This window comes from Variovorax sp. GW821-FHT09D05, assembly GCF_059416325.1.
Genome location: NZ_JBWKOZ010000014.1, coordinates 67,003 through 83,616, shown reverse-complemented (window position 1 = coordinate 83,616; position 16,614 = coordinate 67,003). Strand labels below are relative to the sequence as shown.

At 67.2% G+C, this 16,614-nt stretch carries 15 protein-coding genes; 5 read left to right on the top strand and 10 right to left on the bottom strand.

Going from position 1 to position 16,614, the window contains the following annotated elements; translation table 11 throughout:
- From AC07O3_RS30985 to AC07O3_RS30950, 8 genes are all read right to left on the bottom strand, one after another.
- Positions 1 to 750, bottom strand: a complete 750-nt coding sequence (locus AC07O3_RS30985; RefSeq protein ID WP_093057066.1) for an ABC transporter ATP-binding protein — start codon at positions 748 to 750, stop codon at positions 1 to 3.
- The gene (locus tag AC07O3_RS30980) at positions 747 to 1,706 is read right to left on the bottom strand and encodes a branched-chain amino acid ABC transporter permease (protein ID WP_093076544.1); all 960 of its coding nucleotides are present in this window, start codon (positions 1,704 to 1,706) and stop codon (positions 747 to 749) included. Before AC07O3_RS30980 ends, AC07O3_RS30985 begins: the two co-directional genes overlap by 4 nt.
- On the bottom strand, positions 1,703 to 2,575 hold the full coding sequence (locus AC07O3_RS30975; RefSeq protein ID WP_093057064.1) for a branched-chain amino acid ABC transporter permease: 873 nt from the start codon (positions 2,573 to 2,575) through the stop codon (positions 1,703 to 1,705). Before AC07O3_RS30975 ends, AC07O3_RS30980 begins: the two co-directional genes overlap by 4 nt.
- Positions 2,576 to 2,682: 107 nt before the next feature.
- On the bottom strand, positions 2,683 to 3,867 hold the full coding sequence (locus AC07O3_RS30970; RefSeq protein WP_093057063.1) for an ABC transporter substrate-binding protein: 1,185 nt from the start codon (positions 3,865 to 3,867) through the stop codon (positions 2,683 to 2,685).
- Positions 3,864 to 4,670, bottom strand: a complete 807-nt coding sequence (locus AC07O3_RS30965) for an alpha/beta fold hydrolase (RefSeq protein WP_495341157.1) — start codon at positions 4,668 to 4,670, stop codon at positions 3,864 to 3,866. Before AC07O3_RS30965 ends, AC07O3_RS30970 begins: the two co-directional genes overlap by 4 nt.
- Complete coding sequence (locus AC07O3_RS30960; protein WP_495341156.1) at positions 4,667 to 6,214, bottom strand: benzoate-CoA ligase family protein; 1,548 nt, start codon at positions 6,212 to 6,214, stop codon at positions 4,667 to 4,669. The genes AC07O3_RS30965 and AC07O3_RS30960 overlap by 4 nt, the downstream gene beginning before the upstream one ends.
- A 30-nt stretch (positions 6,215 to 6,244) precedes the next feature.
- A complete protein-coding gene (locus tag AC07O3_RS30955) occupies positions 6,245 to 7,795 on the bottom strand; it encodes a 3,4-dehydroadipyl-CoA semialdehyde dehydrogenase (protein ID WP_495341155.1) in 1,551 nt (516 codons plus the stop codon).
- Positions 7,796 to 7,918: 123 nt separating this feature from the next.
- Positions 7,919 to 8,410: a DUF4863 family protein gene (locus AC07O3_RS30950; protein ID WP_093057059.1), complete on the bottom strand. Its 492-nt coding sequence runs from the start codon at positions 8,408 to 8,410 to the stop codon at positions 7,919 to 7,921.
- A gap of 163 nt (positions 8,411 to 8,573) precedes the next feature.
- Between AC07O3_RS30950 and AC07O3_RS30945 the strand changes: the two genes are divergently transcribed.
- The 5 genes from AC07O3_RS30945 to AC07O3_RS30925 all read left to right on the top strand — a co-directional run bounded on the left by AC07O3_RS30945 (position 8,574) and on the right by AC07O3_RS30925 (position 14,860).
- Positions 8,574 to 9,521 (top strand): helix-turn-helix transcriptional regulator, encoded by a 948-nt coding sequence (locus AC07O3_RS30945; protein ID WP_495341154.1) that lies wholly within the window; start codon positions 8,574 to 8,576, stop codon positions 9,519 to 9,521.
- Positions 9,522 to 9,933: 412 nt separating this feature from the next.
- Positions 9,934 to 11,610: a 2,3-epoxybenzoyl-CoA dihydrolase gene (boxC, locus tag AC07O3_RS30940; RefSeq protein WP_495341153.1), complete on the top strand. Its 1,677-nt coding sequence runs from the start codon at positions 9,934 to 9,936 to the stop codon at positions 11,608 to 11,610.
- Between the two features lie 31 nt (positions 11,611 to 11,641).
- The gene (gene boxB, locus AC07O3_RS30935) at positions 11,642 to 13,069 is read left to right on the top strand and encodes a benzoyl-CoA 2,3-epoxidase subunit BoxB (protein WP_093057056.1); all 1,428 of its coding nucleotides are present in this window, start codon (positions 11,642 to 11,644) and stop codon (positions 13,067 to 13,069) included.
- A 50-nt stretch (positions 13,070 to 13,119) separates the two neighbouring features.
- The gene (gene boxA / locus AC07O3_RS30930; RefSeq protein WP_495341152.1) at positions 13,120 to 14,406 is read left to right on the top strand and encodes a benzoyl-CoA 2,3-epoxidase subunit BoxA; all 1,287 of its coding nucleotides are present in this window, start codon (positions 13,120 to 13,122) and stop codon (positions 14,404 to 14,406) included.
- Between the two features lie 10 nt (positions 14,407 to 14,416).
- Positions 14,417 to 14,860 carry a MaoC family dehydratase gene (locus AC07O3_RS30925; RefSeq protein WP_093174767.1) on the top strand — a complete coding sequence of 148 codons (444 nt, stop codon included), beginning with the start codon at positions 14,417 to 14,419 and terminating at the stop codon, positions 14,858 to 14,860.
- 65 nt (positions 14,861 to 14,925) lie between these two features.
- On the opposite strand, the gene AC07O3_RS30920 is transcribed toward AC07O3_RS30925, so the two are convergent.
- Together AC07O3_RS30920 and AC07O3_RS30915 are read right to left on the bottom strand one after the other, a co-directional pair.
- Complete coding sequence (locus tag AC07O3_RS30920) at positions 14,926 to 15,405, bottom strand: adhesin (protein ID WP_093057054.1); 480 nt, start codon at positions 15,403 to 15,405, stop codon at positions 14,926 to 14,928.
- A 177-nt stretch (positions 15,406 to 15,582) separates the two neighbouring features.
- Positions 15,583 to 16,611, bottom strand: a complete 1,029-nt coding sequence (locus AC07O3_RS30915; RefSeq protein ID WP_495341151.1) for an alpha/beta hydrolase family protein — start codon at positions 16,609 to 16,611, stop codon at positions 15,583 to 15,585.
- Between the last annotated feature and the right edge of the window lie 3 nt (positions 16,612 to 16,614).

Here is a 16,614-nt window from a genome sequence, read left to right as displayed (position 1 = left end):
TCAGTGGTCTTCTCCGAGGTAGGCGGTGCGCACTTCGGGGTTCTCGCGAATCTCTTTGGGGTTGCCTGTGGCGATGACGGTGCCGTTCACCATCACCGTGATGCGGTCGGCAATGCGGAAGACCGCGTCCATGTCGTGCTCCACCAGCAGGATGGCATGCGTGGCCTTCAGCCGCGCGAGCAGCGTGAGCATGCGGTCGGTTTCCTCCGCGCCCATGCCGGCGAGCGGCTCGTCGAGCAGCAGCACGCGTGGGTTGGTGGCCAGGCACATCGCCACTTCGAGCTGGCGTTGCGCGCCGTGGCTCATGGTGCCGGCGATGCGGCCCGCTTCATGGGCGAGGCCAGCAGCTTCGAGCGCCGCGTCGGCCGATGCGTTGCTGGTGGCGCAATCTTTCGACGATTGCCAGAACGCCCAGGGCTTGGGCGTGGCGGCTTGCGCGGCGAGGCGGCAGTTCTCGTGCACGCTGAACTCCGGGAAGATCGTCGTGCGCTGGTAGCTGCGGCCCACGCCGTCGCGCGCGCGCTTCGATTGGGCGCGGCCGGTGATGTCCACGCCGTCGAGCGCGATGCGGCCTTCGGAGGCTTCGATCTCGCCGGAGAGCATGTTGATCAGCGTCGACTTGCCCGCGCCGTTGGTGCCGATCACCGCATGGACTTCGCCGACGTGCAGGTCGAGCGTGACGGCATTGACGGCCGTGAGGCCGCCGAAGCGGCGCGTGAGGCCTTCGACGGAAAGCAGTGCGGTCGTCATGCGGCCCCCTTCGGCGACAGGCGTTGGACCAGGCCGATCAGCCCCTTGGGCAGCAGCGCCACGAACACGATGATCGTCAGCCCCAGCGTCAGCTGCCAGTGGTCCGCCAGCGGGCCCATCACCGCATGCGTCGAGAAGATTTCCTTCAGCAGCGTGAACGCGATGGCGCCGATCACCGCGCCGCGCAGATGGCCGAGGCCGCCGAGGATCACCATCAGCAGCACTTCGCCCGAGTTGTGCCATGCCATCAGCTCCGGGTTGACCACGCCGTCTCGCGAGGCCAGCAGGAAACCCGCGAGCCCGGCCAGCGCACCGGCCAGCACGAAGGCCGCGAGCTTGTAGCCATACACCGCGAACCCTGCCGCGCGCATGCGCTGCTCGTTCACGCGGATGCCGGCCAGCGCTGCGCCGAAGCGCGAGCGGCGAATGAGTGCCAGCAGCCCGTAGGTGAACACCAGCGACGCCAGCACCACGTAGAACAGCACCGTGCGGTTCTCCATGTCGAGCGCGCCGATGGCAGGGCGTACATACATGTAGATGCCGTCGCTGCCGCCGCCGACCTTGGTGTCGTGGAACACGAAGAAGGCCATCTGCGCGAAGGCCAGCGTCACCATGATGAAGTACACGCCGCGCGTGCGCAGGCTCAAGGCACCGACGAACAGCGCATAGAGCGCCGCCGCGCCCATGGCCAGCGGCAGCAGCAGCGCGAAGTTGCCGCCCTCGCTGCCCGAGGCGAGCACGGTCATGTACGCACCGATGCCGTAGAACGCCGCGTGGCCCAGGCTCACGAGACCCGTCATGCCCACCAGCAGCTCCAGGCTCAGCGCGAAGATCGACAGGATCATCACCTTCACGATGAAGTCCGACGCATAGTTGCCCAGCAACGGACCGGCGATGCCGATGGCCACCGCGCAAGCTACGGGCAGGAGAAAGGCGTTTTTTTTCATGGCTGTCATGGCCGCCTCCCCATCAGCCCCTCGGGCTTCCATATGAGCACGATGGCCATCAGAAGATAGATGCCGATGCCGCTGAGGTCCGCGAAGAACACCTTGCCGAAAGTGTCGACGAAGCCCACCAGCAGCGAGGCCACCAGCGCCCCGGTGATCGAGCCGATGCCGCCGATCACCACCAGCACGAAGCAGATGATGAGCACGCTCGCGCCCATGTTCGGGTACACCGAGGACATCGGCGCGGCGATCATGCCGGCCAGCGCCGCCAGCGCCACGCCGGCCGCGAACACGATGCGATAGAGCCGCTTCACGTCGATGCCCAGGCCACGCACCATGTCGCGGTTGCTTGCGCCGGCGCGGATCATCATGCCCAGCCGCGTGCGGTTGACCACCCAGTACAGCCCCACGGCCAGCACGATGCAGGCGGCCGAGGCGAAGAGGCGGTACCACGGGTAGCTCATGACATTGCCCAGCGCGAAGCTTCCGTCGAGCCATGCGGGCACCTTCACGCCGTGCACGTCGTTGCCCACCAGGATGGAGCGCAGTTCCTCGAACACCAGGATCAGGCCGTAGGTCATCAGCACCTGCTGCAGATGGTCGCGCTGGTAGAGGTAGCTGAAGAAGGCCCATTCGAGCAGGTAGCCGAACACGGCGGCCAGCACCACGCCGGCCACCAGCATCAGCAGGAACTGGTCGCCGAAGAGCGGCGCGAGCGCGAACGCCATGTACGCGCCGATCATGTAGAAGCTGCCGTGGGCGAGGTTGATGACGCCCATGATCCCGAAGATCAGCGTCAGCCCCGAGGCCACGAGGAAGAGCAGGAGTCCGTACTGAACCGAGTTCAGGCACTGGACCAAGAAGGTTCCGAAATCCACCGTGTGAGATCCCAGTTGGTTGTGTGGTTGCCGCAAGGCGGCTCGCGGCCCGTGAACTCAGTCGAGGGCCGCGAGGGAACGAGACAGACGAAGGGCTTGTGGCCCGCTTACATCCTGCAGCCGCGGGCTGGGTCGGCCAGTCCCTTGATGGCCGTGCTCACCAGCTTGTTTTCCTTGCCCTCGACCTTGCGCAGGTAGATGTCCTGCACCGGGTTGTGCGACTTGCTCATCGTGAACGTGCCGCGCGGGCTGTCGATCCTGGCCTTCTCGATGGCGGCCGTGAACTCGGCCTTCTTGCCGATGTCGCCCTTGGTGGCGGCAAGGCCCACGCCCAGCATCTGTGCCGCGTCGTAGCCCTGCACGGCGTACACGTCGGGCTGCAGCTTGAAGGCCTTGGCATAGCCGACGCGGAAGGCGTTGTCGCGCGCGGTGTTCAAGCCGTCGGCGTAGTGCAGCGTGGTCAGCATGCCTTGTGCCGATTCGCCCTGTGCATCGAGCGTGCCGTCGGTCAGGAAGCCGGGGCCGTACAAAGGAATGGTCTTGTTCAGGCCTGCGGCCTGGTAGTCCTTCACGAACTTCACCGCGCCGCCGCCCGCGAAGAAGGCGTACACCGCATCGGGCTTGGCCGCCGCGATCTCGGTCAGCAGCGCCTGGAACTCCACGTTGGGGAAGGGCAGCGTGAGCTGCTTGTCGACCTTGCCGCCGTTTTTCTCGAAACCTTCCTTGAAGCCGTTGACCGACTCGTCGCCGGCCGCGTATTTCCAGGTGATGGTCATCGCCTTCTTCTTGCCCTGCTGCTTGGCCGCCACTTCGCCCATGGCGAAGGCCGGCTGCCAGTTGCTGAACGAGCTGCGGAAGATGTTGGGCGCGCACATCGGCCCGGTCACGGCGTCGGCGCCGGCATTCGGCACGATCAGCACGGTGCCGCTTTCCTTGGCGGCCTTGGCCATGGCCATCGCGACGCCCGAGTGCACGGTGCCGACGATCACGTCGACGTTGTCGCGCTTGATGAGCTTGTTGACGTTGTCGGTGGCCTTGGCGGGGTCGGACTCGTCGTCGACCTTGAAGTATTCGATCTCGCGGCCGGCGAGCTTGCCGCCTTGCTCGTCGACGTAGAGCTTGAAGCCGTTCTCGATGGCCACGCCCAGGGCGGTGTAGGTGCCGCTGTAGGGCAGCATCAGGCCGACCTTGAGCTTGCCGGTGCCCTGGGCGCCGGCGGCCGAGGCCAGCGCGGCGAAAGCGATGGCCGTGAGGGCCAGTCGGGCTGTACGCACGGAGGTGGGAAGGGTCATGGTGTCTGTCTCCTGTTTTTGGTGATGAAAGAAGTGGCCGCGACGATGACACGATCCGGCTGATCGCGATGCGGGGAATGCCCGCATTCAGGGATTTCGAGCAGCTCGCAACCACTGACGCGCGCGGCGATGCCGCGGATCTGCGCAAGCGTGCCGTACTCGTCGTCGATGCCCTGCATGGCAAGCACGGGGCAGCGGATGGTGTCGAGCTCCGCCTCGATGTTCCAGTCGCGAAAGGGCGGGTGCAGCCAGATGCGGTTCCAGCCCCAGAAGGCGGAGTCGGCGCTGTCGTGATAGCGGCCGAGCTTCTTCGGCAGGTCGGTGCCCAGGTACGCGGTGCGGGCGATCTCGATGTTCGCGACGGTCTTGTCTTCCACGAAGATATGCGGAGCGAGCACGACCAGGCCTTCGACTTTTTCGGGAAAGCGCGAGGCGTACAGCAGCGCGATCGAGCCGCCGTCGCTGTGGCCGAAGAGCCAGGGCTTTTCATCGCCGAGCCCCAGCGCGGTGAAGAGGGCGGGCAGCACTTCGTGCGCTTGGCGGTGCATGAAGTCGACGTCCCAGATTTCGTCGTCGGCGCGCGGGGTGGAGCGGCCGTAGCCGGGGCGCGAGAAGACCAGGCCTCGCGCGCTGGCGGCTTCGCAGACTCGCGCGGGGAAATCCTTCCACATGGCGACGGAGCCGAGGCCTTCGTGCAGGAACACGATGAGCGGAGCGTCGGTGCGCTCAGGGGCAATCCACTGGCACTCGATGCGCACAGTGCGACCGCGCCAGTCGATGGCGGCGAACTCGGGCGTGCTCATGCCTGCTTCTCGCGCTCGCGCAGCCGGAAGCGCTGGATCTTGCCGGTCGCCGTCTTCGGCAGCTCGCTCACGAACTCCAGGAAGCGCGGGTATTTATATGGCGCGAGGCGTTCCTTGACGAAGGCCTTCAGCTCTTCCTCGGTTGCCGCGCTGCCGTCTTTCAGCACCACGAAGGCCTTGGTCTTGGTCAGCCCTTCGGCGTCTTCCTTGCCGATGACTGCCGCTTCGAGCACGGCCGGGTGCTGCATCAGCGTGGCCTCGACCTCGAAGGGCGACACGTAGATGCCGCTGACCTTGAGCATGTCGTCGCTGCGGCCGGCGTAGGTGAAGTAGCCGTCGGCGTCGCGTGTGTACTTGTCGCCGCTCTTGGTCCAGCCGCCCTGGAAGGTCTCGCGCGACTTCTCGCGGTTGGCCCAGTACATCAGGGCCGAGCTGGGGCCGCGGATGTAGAGGTCGCCCACTTCGCCGTCGGGCACCGGGCGGCCGTCTTCGCCGCGCAGCTCGACCTCGTAGCCGTCCACCGGCTTGCCGGTGGTGCCGTAGCGGATGTCGCCGGGGCGGTTGGAGATGAAGATGTGCAGCATCTCGGTCGAGCCGATGCCGTCGATGATTTCGCAGCCGAAGTGCGCCTTGAAGCGCTGAGCGATCTCGCCCGGCAAGGCTTCACCGGCCGATGAGCACATGCGCAGCGCCACCGCTTCGCGCGCAGGCAGCTTGGGCGATGCGAGCATGCCCGCGAAGCCCGTGGGCGCACCGAAGAACACGGTGGGCTTGTGCTCCACCCAGCGGCGGAAGGTGGCGTCGGGCGTGGGCCGCTCGGCCATCAGCACCACGGTGGCGCCGACCGACAGCGGGAAGGTCAGCGCATTGCCGAGGCCGTAGGCGAAGTACATCTTGGCGGCCGAGAAGCACACGTCGTTCTCGGTGAGGTCGAGCACAGGCTTGCCGTAGAGCTCGGCCGTCCACCACAGGTTGGCATGCGTGTGGACCGTGCCCTTGGGCTTGCCGGTGGAGCCGGAGGAGTACAGCCAGAAACCCGGGTCATCGGAAGCGGTTGTCACGGGCGACGCCAGGGGCTCGACGGCGGCGAGCGCGGCATTGAATTCCTTCGCGCCATCGGGCAGGGCGCCCGTGGGCTGCGACACGATCAGCGTGTGCACTTCATGGCCGCCGCGTGCCATCGCCTCCTGCAGCGTGGGCAGCAGCGCGCCCGACACCAGTACCGCCTGCGCGCGGCTGTGGTCGAGCATGTAGGCGTAGTCGTCGGGCGTGAGCAGCGTGTTGACAGCGACCGGCACGACGCCGGCATAGAGGCTGCCGAGAAAGCTCACGGGCCAGTCGTTGCCATCGAGCATCAGCAGCAGCACGCGCTCTTCGCGCCGGATGCCGGCCGACTTCAGCGCGGCGGCCAGCCGGCGCGCGCGGTCTTCGAGCTGGCCGTAGCTCAGCGTGCCTCGGTCGTCGATGTAGGCGGTGCGTTCGGCGCGGCTACGGTTGAGGGCGAACAGATGCTCGGCGAAGTTGAATCGTGTGGGCAGGGTCATGGTCTTGTCTCCTTCGGCCGTGTTCTTGTTCTAGAGGCCGAGCGCGGCGATGACGCCGGGGCTTGCCTGCACCGCGCTGCGGCGGTGATAGAAATCGAGCGCTCGCAGCCCGCCGAGCTCTGCACCGCCCCCCGCGCGGCCGGGGCCGCCATGCAGCGACATCGGCATCACGTTGCCGTGGCCGGTGTGGGCCTGTGCCACTTCGGGGGTGATGACGTGCACGCGGCCGTGGCTCGACGCGACCGACAGCGCGGCTTGCGCCAGAGCTGCGTCGTCGCTGCCATATAGAGAGGTGACGAGCGAGCCCTGGCCGCGATGCGCCAGCGCGATGCCGTGCGCGAGGTCGCGGTAGGGCAGCAGCGTGGCCACGGGGCCGAACACTTCCACGTCGTGCACGCGCTGCGCCGCATCGGCGTCACGCGCGCCAAGCAGCACGGGGCCGATGCAGGCGGCGATGTTCGGGTCGGCGTCGATCAGCGGCTTGTTGCGGCCATCGTGCAGAACGGACGTTTGCGCGGTCAGTGCGTCGAGGCCTTCGCGCACTGCGTTCAACTGCGCGCGGCTCACGAGCGAACCCATGCGCACGCTCTCGTTGCGCGGATTGCCGACCGTGATGCCCGCGAGCTTGGCGCCGATGGCTTCGGCCGCCGCGTCGTACACCTCGGCTGGCACCAGGATGCGGCGGATGGCCGTGCATTTCTGGCCCGACTTCACCGTCATCTCGCGCACCACTTCACGCACGAGCAGGTTGAAGGCCTCGCTGCCGGGTGCGGCGCCGGGCAGCAGCAGGGCGCTGTTGAGGCTGTCGGCCTCGATGTTCACGCGCACCGAGCGTTCGGCCACGGCGGGGTGCGAGCGGATCACTGCGGCCGTCTCGGCCGAACCGGTGAACGAGGCCACGTCGAAGGGCTGCAGCGCATCCATCAAGCCGGCCGAGCTGCCGCAGACGATGGAGAGCGCGCCAGCGGGCAGCACGCCTGCATCGACCACGTCCTTCACCATGCGCTGCGTGAGCCAGGCGGTGGCCGTGGCGGGCTTCACGATCACGGGCACGCCCGACAGCAGCGCGGGCGCAGCCTTTTCCCACAAGCCCCACGAGGGGAAGTTGAAGGCGTTGATGAACAGCGCCACGCCCTGCGTCGGCACCTGCAGGTGCTGCGACTGGAATACCGGCTCCTTGCCGAGCTTCACGGCTTCGCCGTCGCGCAGCGCGCGAACGTCGCCCAGTGCGTCGCCCCATTTCGCGTATTGGCCGATCGTGAAGATCGCGCCGTCGATGTCGACGGCCGAGTCGTTCTTCACCGTGCCTGAATTGGCGGTGGCGATCTCGTAGTACGCGTCGCGGTTGGCTTGCAGCACCTTCACGACGGCTGCGAGCAAGGCGGCGCGCTGGCGGTAGGTGAGGGCGCGCAGCGCCTGGCCGCCCTGTTCGCGTGCAAAGGCAAAGGCCGCGGGCAGGTCGAGGCCGGTGGCATCGACGCGCGCGAGCTGGGTGCCCAGCACCGGGTCGAACAGGGGCGTGCCGGCGCCCGATCCGCTTTGCCAGCGGCCGGCGACGTAGTTGGAAAGGAGCTCGGTCATTCGATGGGTCTCAACGTGGGCAGGTTCGGGGAACACCGCGGAACCGGCTTTGCCGGGCCGCTGGTGTTGCCCCCGGCGAGGGGGTTGGCGGCCACACGAAGTGGGCAAGCCTGGGGGAGTGCTTCATACGGTGAACTTGATCTGCCCTTCGGGCAGCAGATACAGGACGAGCGCGCGGCCACTGGCCACGGTCGGGCGGTGCGCGGTGCCGGGCCCGTAGACGCACCAGCCCGCGGGCCGTCCGTCGAAGGTGGCGGCGCTGTCGTCGAGCGGCATGATCAGGTCGATCTCGCCGTTCGGATGCGTGTGGTGCGGGCCGGCGATGTCCTTCATGTCGACCACGTCGACCGAGAAGCGGTGCAGCGCGTCTTCGGCCTTGAAGACGCGGCCGTACCTGATGCCGCCGCCTTCGCGTTCGCAGAGCCAGCCTTCGGCGACGCCGCCGATGCAGGCCTGGCGCAGTTGTTCGAAGCTGGCGCTGCCCGCGCCGTGGGTGGCGTTGAGCCACTGGTCGAGCGTGCCGTCGAGCGGCCTGCCGGCAATCTCGGCGGTCAGGCCGGCGATCAGCTGGTGAAATGCTTCCTTGCCGGTGGCGGGAGTGCTGCTGTCGGACATCGTGGGGCCTCGAACTTTGGAACTACCTTGCAGGATCACTGCGCGTGCAGTATCTTGCGTGTGGCCGAACAATAAGCATCGAGACAATGAGTGTCAAGCAATATAGTGCATCTATGGTGTTTACCCTGAGCGCGCACAATCCCGGCGAAGAACGAGGAATTGCATGAATGAGCATGTAGACGCGGGGCTGGCTGCCGCGCTGGAAAGCGGCAACGGTGCCCAGGGTCACGCCGTCGCCGGGGAGGCGAAGAATCCGCTGCTGGTGGCGCTGGGCGACCGCGTGCGCAACCTGCGCGCGCAGCGCGGCCTCACGCGCAAGGCGGTGGCTATTTCGGCCGACGTGTCGGAGCGCCACCTGGCGAATCTTGAATACGGCATCGGCAACGCGTCGATCCTGGTGTTGCAGCAGGTGGCCGGTGCGCTGCACTGCTCGCTGGCCGAACTGGTGGGTGACGTCACGACCAGCTCGCCCGAGTGGCTGCTGATCCGCGAACTGCTCGAGCACCGCAGCGAAGCCGACCTGCGCCGCGTGCGCGTGGCGCTCGGCGAGTTGCTGGGCACCGCCTCTGTCGACCCGGCGCGGCATCGGCGCATCGCCCTCGTGGGCCTGCGCGGCGCGGGCAAGTCGACGCTGGGGCAGATGCTGGCCGAAGACCTGGAGCTGCCCTTCATCGAGCTGAGCCGCGAGATCGAGAAGCTCGCCGGCTGCAGCGTGCGCGAGATCCACGACCTGTACGGCACCAACGCCTACCGTCGCTACGAGCGCCGCGCGCTCGAGGAGGCTGTGCAGATCTACAGCGAGGTGGTCATCGCCACGCCCGGCGGCATCGTGTCAGACCCGGCCACCTTCAACGAACTGCTCGCGCACTGCACCACCGTGTGGCTGCAGGCCGCGCCCGAGGAGCACATGGGTCGCGTGGCCGCGCAGGGCGACACCCGCCCGATGGCGGCCAGCAAGGAAGCGATGGAAGACCTGCGCCGCATCCTGAACGGCCGGGCCGCCTTTTATTCGAAGGCCGATCTGTCGGTGGACACCAGCGGCAGGACTTTGTCGCAGAGCTTCCAGGCGCTGCGGGCGGTGGCTCGGCAGTCGATGGGGTTGGGCGCCTGAGCCTTCGGGGTGGGATCACGCCGACGGGGTACCTTGCTCCGCGAATGTCCTCCGGCCTGCGGCCTCCCCCTTTATTTCGCTGCGCAAGGCACCCCGCCGTCGTGATCGTTGGACAGAGCGCTGGCTGGTCGGCAGAACACCAGCAGCGTGCCCTGTGCGCAGGGCGCCGGGTGCTCCCCGCAGCGAAATAAAGGAGGAGGGGCGAAGCCCCGGGGGACATTCGCGGAGGGGAGTACCCGGTGGCCTGCGCACGCACCCTGACCCCCCTCAACCCAGCCTGAAATCTGAAAAAAAGTGCACTAGGCATTGACTTGCCTACTTGCATGCAGCATGATGCATGTCATCGGAGCAAGAAAGTGCATTATCTTTCCTGTTCACGGTTTCCGAACACTGCCCCACAGGAGACTTCCGCATGACCGACACCACCACGCTCCAGGCGCCCCCGCGCGTCGACTACCGCACCGAGCCCGGCCAATACCGCCACTGGTCGCTGAGCTTCGACGGTGCCATCGCGCGCCTCGTGCTCGACATTGCGGAAGACGGCGGCATCCGCCCCGGCTACAAGCTCAAGCTCAACAGCTACGACCTGGGCGTGGACATCGAGCTGAACGACGCGCTCAACCGCGTGCGCTTCGAGCACCCCGAAGTGCGCAGCGTGATCGTCACCAGCGGCAAGGACCGCATCTTCTGCTCGGGCGCCAACATCTTCATGCTCGGCGTCTCGGGCCATGCGTGGAAGGTCAACTTCTGCAAGTTCACGAATGAAACGCGCAACGGCATCGAAGACTCCTCGAAGCACTCGGGCCTGAAGTTCCTCGCGGCCGTGAACGGCGCCTGCGCGGGCGGCGGCTACGAACTGGCGCTGGCCTGCGACGAGATCCTGCTGGTGGACGACCGCTCCTCCGCCGTGTCGCTGCCCGAAGTGCCGCTGCTCGGCGTGCTGCCCGGCACCGGCGGCCTGACCCGCGTGACCGACAAGCGCCACGTGCGCCATGACCTTGCCGACATCTTCTGCACCAGCGTCGAAGGCGTGCGCGGCCAGCGCGCGGTCGACTGGCGCCTGGTCGATGCCGTGGCCAAGCCCGCGCAGTTCGCTGCCGCCGTGCAGGAGCGCGCTTCGCAGCTCGCCGCAGGCAGCGACCGCCCCGCCGGCGGCAAGGGCGTGGCCCTGACCCGCCTCGAGCGCACCGACAGCGCCGACGGCATCGCCTATTCGCACGTCAACGTGCAGATCGACCGCAGCAAGCGCACCGCCACGATCACCGTCAAGGCCCCCACCGGCACGCAGCCGGCGGACATCGCCGCCATCGAAGCCGCAGGCGCCGCCTGGTGGCCGCTCGCGATGTGCCGCGAACTCGACGACGCCATCCTCAATCTGCGCACCAACGAACTCGACATCGGCACCTGGCTGCTCAAGACCGAAGGCGATGCCGCCGCCGTGCTCGCGTCGGACGCCGTGATGCTCGCCAACAAGGACCACTGGCTGGTGCGCGAAACCATCGGTGCGCTGCGTCGCACGCTGGCACGCCTCGATGTTTCTTCGCGCAGCCTGTTCGCACTGGTCGAGGCAGGTTCGTGCTTCGCCGGCACGCTGGCCGAGCTGGCCTTTGCGGCCGACCGCACGTACATGCTCGCGCTGCCCGACGATGCCGACCGCGCACCGAAGCTCACGCTCGACGAGTTCAACTTCGGCTTCTTCCCGATGGTGAACGACCAGAGTCGCCTGCAGCGCCGCTTCTATGAAGAGGCCGCGCCGCTCGAAGCCGCGCGCGCCGCCGCCGGCAAGGCGCTCGACGCCGACGAAGCGCTGAAGCTCGGCCTGGTCACCGCTGCGCCCGACGACATCGACTGGGACGACGAGATCCGCATCGTCATCGAGGAGCGCGCCGCCATGTCGCCCGACGCGCTCACCGGCCTTGAGGCCAACCTGCGCTTCGCGAGCAAGGAAAACATGGCCACCCGCATCTTCGGCCGGCTCACCGCCTGGCAGAACTGGATCTTCAACCGCCCCAACGCCGTCGGCGAAAAGGGTGCGCTCAAGGTCTACGGCACCGGCGAAAAGGCCGGCTTCGACATGAACCGCGTTTGAGCTGACAGTCCGTACAACCCAAGGAACAACGATGAGCACGATCAACTACAGCGAGAAGATCCCCAACAACGTCAACCTCGGCGAAGACCGCACGCTGCAGCGCGCGCTCGAAGGCTGGCAGCCCAACTTCATCAACTGGTGGGACGACGTGGGCCCCGAAGGCTCCACCAACCACGAGGTGTACCTGCGCACGGCCGTGAGCGTCGACCCGCAGGGCTGGGCTCAGTTCGGCCACGTGAAGATGCGCGACTACCGCTGGGGCATCTTCCTGAACCCGGGCGACGCCAACCGCGAAGTTCACTTCGGCGACCACAAGGGCGAGAAGGCCTGGCAGGACGTGCCCGGTGAACACCGCGCCAACCTGCGCCGCATCATCGTGACGCAGGGCGACACCGAGCCCGCTTCGGTCGAGCAGCAACGCCACCTGGGCCTCACGGCGCCAAGCATGTACGACCTGCGCAACCTGTTCCAGATCAACGTGGAAGAAGGCCGCCACCTGTGGGCGATGGTCTATCTGCTGCACAAGCACTTCGGCCGCGACGGGCGCGAGGAAGCCGAGGCGCTCTTGCAGCGCACCTCGGGCGACGAGAACAACCCGCGCATCCTGGGTGCGTTCAACGAGCGCACGCCCGACTGGCTCGCGTTCTTCATGTTCACGTACTTCACCGACCGAGACGGCAAGTTCCAGCTTTCGGCGCTGGCCGAAAGCGCGTTCGATCCGCTGGCGCGCACCACGAAGTTCATGCTGACCGAGGAAGCGCACCACATGTTCGTGGGCGAAAGCGGCGTGTCGCGCGTCATCGCGCGCACCGCTCAGGTGATGAACGAGCTGAAGACCGATGACGCGCAGAAGGTGCGCGCCGCGGGCTGCATCGACCTGGGCACCATCCAGCGCTACCTGAACTTCCACTACAGCGTGACCATCGACCTGTTCGGCGCCGACCAGTCGAGCAACGCCGCCATCTTCTACAGCTCGGGCCTGAAGGGCCGCTACGAAGAAGGCAAGCGCACGGACGATCACATCCTCAAGGGCCAGACCTACAAGGTGCTGGAAGTGAAGGAGGGCCAGCTCGTCGAGAAAGACGTGCCGATGCTCAATGCACTGAACGAAGTGCTGCGCGACGACTTCATCAAGGACTCGGTGGCCGGCGTCGGCCGCTGGAACAAGGTGCTGGAAAAGGCCGGCATCCCGACCCGCCTGGTGGTGCCGCACAAGGCCTTCAACCGCCAGATCGGCGCGCTCGCCGGCATCAAGATGTCGCCGGAAGGCCGCGTGGTGAACGACGTGGAATGGGCCGCCAAGCGCGACGAATGGCTGCCGAGCGCCGAAGACTTCGCTTTCGTGGCATCGTTGATGGGCCGCGTGGTGGAGCCGGGCAAGTTCGCAGGCTGGATCTCGCCGCCGGTGATGGGCATCAATCGCCAGCCCGTGGACTTCGAATACGTGCGTTTCGGCTGAGCGCCTGGATATGAATCCCTCGTCCCCACGGCGAGGGGATGGAGAACAACATGGACATGGCCGTTGAAGCCGGGGTCATCAAGCAGCACCTGATCGACCCCGAGATTTGCATCCGCTGCAACACTTGCGAGGCCACCTGCCCCGTCAACGCGATCACGCACGACGACAACAACTACGTCGTGCGAGCCGACGTCTGCAACGGCTGCATGGCCTGCATCTCGCCGTGCCCGACGGGCTCGATCGACAACTGGCGCACGATGCCGCTGGTGCGCGCGTACACGATCGAGGAACAGCTCACCTGGGAATCGCTGCCCGCCGAGCTCTCACCCGAAGAACTGGAAGCGGCCGGCGTGTCTGCCGAAGCCGCTGGCGATGCCGCCGCGCCTGAGCAAACCCAGGCGCAAGCCCAGGCTGCAGTCGAATCCGTCGAGCCGGCCTTCAACTCCGCGCAGTACGGCGCCACCGTGCCGCCCTGGTCGGCTGCGCACGCCTACACCAATCTCTTTCCGCCGAAGACGCCGACCACCGCCACCGTGGTGGGCAACTTCAACTGCACCGAGGCGGGCTTCGACAGCGAGACGCATCACATCGTGCTCGACTTTGGCGTGTTGCCATTCCCGGTGCTCGAAGGCCAGTCGATCGGCATCGTGCCTCCAGGCATTGATGCTATCGGCAAGCGCCACCATGCGCGCCAGTACTCGGTGGCCAGCCCGCGCAACGGCGAGCGGCCCGGCTACAACAACGTCTCGCTCACCGTGAAGCGCGTGACCGAAGACCACGAAGGCGAGCCGGTGCGCGGCGTGTGCTCCAACTACGTGTGCGACCTGAAGGTGGGCGACACGGTGCAGGTGGTGGGGCCCTTCGGCGCGTCGTTCCTGATGCCGAACCACCCCAGGTCGCACATCGTGATGATCTGCACCGGCACCGGCAGCGCGCCGATGCGCGCCATGACCGAATGGCGCCGCCGGCTGCGCAAGAGCGGCAAGTTCGAAGGCGGCAAGCTGATGCTGTTCTTCGGCGCGCGCACGCAGCAGGAGCTGCCGTATTTCGGCCCGCTGCAGTCGCTGCCCAAGGACTTCATCGACATCAACCTCGCGTTCTCGCGCACGCCGGGGCAACCCAAGCGCTACGTGCAGGACCTGATGCGCGAACGCGCCGCCGACCTGGCCGCACTGCTGAAAGACGGCAGCAGCCATTTCTACGTGTGCGGCCTCAAGAGCATGGAAGAGGGCGTGGTGCTCGCACTGCGCGACGTGGCGAAGGAAGCGGGGCTCGACTGGGACACCGTGGGCGCTGCCCTGAAACGCGAAGGCCGCCTGCACCTCGAAACGTACTAAGCTGCGGCGGATGAAGTTCGCCGACTTCCACGCAGGCCAGGTTATCGAGGCCGGCCCTTACGTGCTTGCCGAAGCCGAGCTCCTGCAGTTCGCGCGGGCCTACGACCCGCAGTGGTTTCACACCGATGCCGACGCGGCTGCCGACAGCCCTTTCGGCGGGCTGATCGCCAGCGGCTGGCATACGTGCTCCATCGCGATGCGGCTGGTGGTCGGCGCGGCGCTCGCCGGCTCCGAGTCTTTTGCGTCGCCGGGGCTCGAGCATGTGCGCTGGCCCAACCCCGTGCGGCCCGGCGACGCGCTGCGACTGGTGGCAGACGTTATCGAGGTGCGCCGCTCCGAGAAGCGCCCCACGCTCGGCATCCTGCGCTGGCGCTGGCGGCTCTTCAACCAGCGCGAGCTGGTGGTGCTCGACGCGGAAGTCACCAGCCTGTTCAAGCTCAAGCTGGCTGACTGAGGCTTCATCAATAAGAAAGCCCGCAACGCAGGCGCTGCGGGCTTTCTTCGGCTTGGCCGCCGGGGTTACTGCTGCTTGATGTCGACAGCGCCCGAGCCTTGGGCCTTGGCGCGAGCCTTCGCGCCGGCGTTTGCCGGCTTCACGGTACCGGCGGTCGAGCCCACGGCGCCGGTTGCGCCATTCAGCGTGCTGCCAGCGGTGTTCGCTACGCCGCCCACTGCATTGGTGGCGCCGCCGACAGCGCCGGTGGCACCACCCAGCACGCCACCGACGGCATTGCCAACGCCGCCTGTCGAGTTGCCGGCCGCGTCGGTGGCGGTAGTGCCGGCATTCGTGCGGGCGCCTGCGGCCGCACCGGTGCGTGCACCGGCGCCTGCTGCGGCTCCGCCCTGTGGGGAGCCGGTGCCGGCGGCGCCCGAAGTGTTCACGTCTGCATTGACTCCCACGCCGACCCCGACGCCTTGCGCCTGGGCTGCGCCGCCGACGGCCAGGAGGCCTGCGAGCAGGGCGCCGAGGAAGATGCGGTTGTGTTGCTGTTGCTTCATGGGTGACTGTTCCTTTCGTAGCATGGTCACGATTTCAAGAACCGACCGAGGTTCGATCGATTCGGGTGCAACCATGGCCGGGCCGTCATCTGTCGCCATGTGCGCGACAGTCGCCCACACGTGTGGGAATCGGCTGTCGGCGAAATCAGAGGCTCGTACGTTAGTCCCCGACCCGCATCAAGGCAGCAGATGCGCGCTGAAGAATACTGTTGTCTTGCGGTTCACGTCCGGTAACACGCCGCTGCGGTCGAAGCCAGACGGGTCGTTGAGCATGTCGCCGATCAGCCCGGTGAGTCCCGGCGGCAGCGGCGACAGCAGCGAACCGTGCCCGGCAGTGGGCATGTCGGCAATCAGTTCGCAGCGCGGCAGGCAGGCCGCCAGCACCCTGTCGCTGTGAAAGCGCGGGATCAGCCAGCGGTCTTGCCGGGCGGTGATGAGCCCCAGCGGCACGCGCGGGTCGGCCAGCGAGGCCATGTCGAAATCGGCCGACGAAGGCACGGCCGCGGCGATGGCGGCGATGCGCGGGTCGGTGTGCTCGCGCGGGGTGGCGTCGTCGAAGCGATGGCGGATGACCCACAGCGCGGCCCATTTCTTCAGGCCATCGAAAGGCCCGCCCGTCAGCCGCATGATCAGGCCGACACAGGACTGGAAGTCGTCCACCAGGTTCGCCTCGCAATGCTGTTTGAACCCGGCCGGCGACCAGCGCCCGCCCGCGAGGCTCAGCGCCGTATGCCCGCCGGCCGACATGCCGTACATGCCGACCTTGTCGAGCTGCAGCAGCGGCGCGAAGCGCGGGTCGCGCGCCACTGCGTCGATGGCGCGCGACACCTCGGCCGGGCGCATCGACCAGCTGTCGGGGCCGGGGTTGCTGTCGTCCTTGTAGTTGTCGGCCTTGTGCTCGGGCATGGCGACGATGAAGCCGGCTTCGACCAGACTGCGCGCCAGGTCCGCGTGCACCCACGGCGCGCCGCCGGAGCCGTGCGAGACGACGACCAGCCGGCCATTGCCGCGCACCGGCGCGCCCTGCGCCGCCATGTCGAGCGTGAAGCGGGCGCGCCGGGTCGGCTGGGCCGCATCGGTGGACGGGTAGAACACCGTGACCGGGCCGTCGTCAGCGGTGGCAGGAAGCTCCGCCATGCCCATCGAGGCTTGCGCCCATCCGGACCACAAGGCCAGCAGGAAGATGAAATGGAAACGTCGTCGCATCGA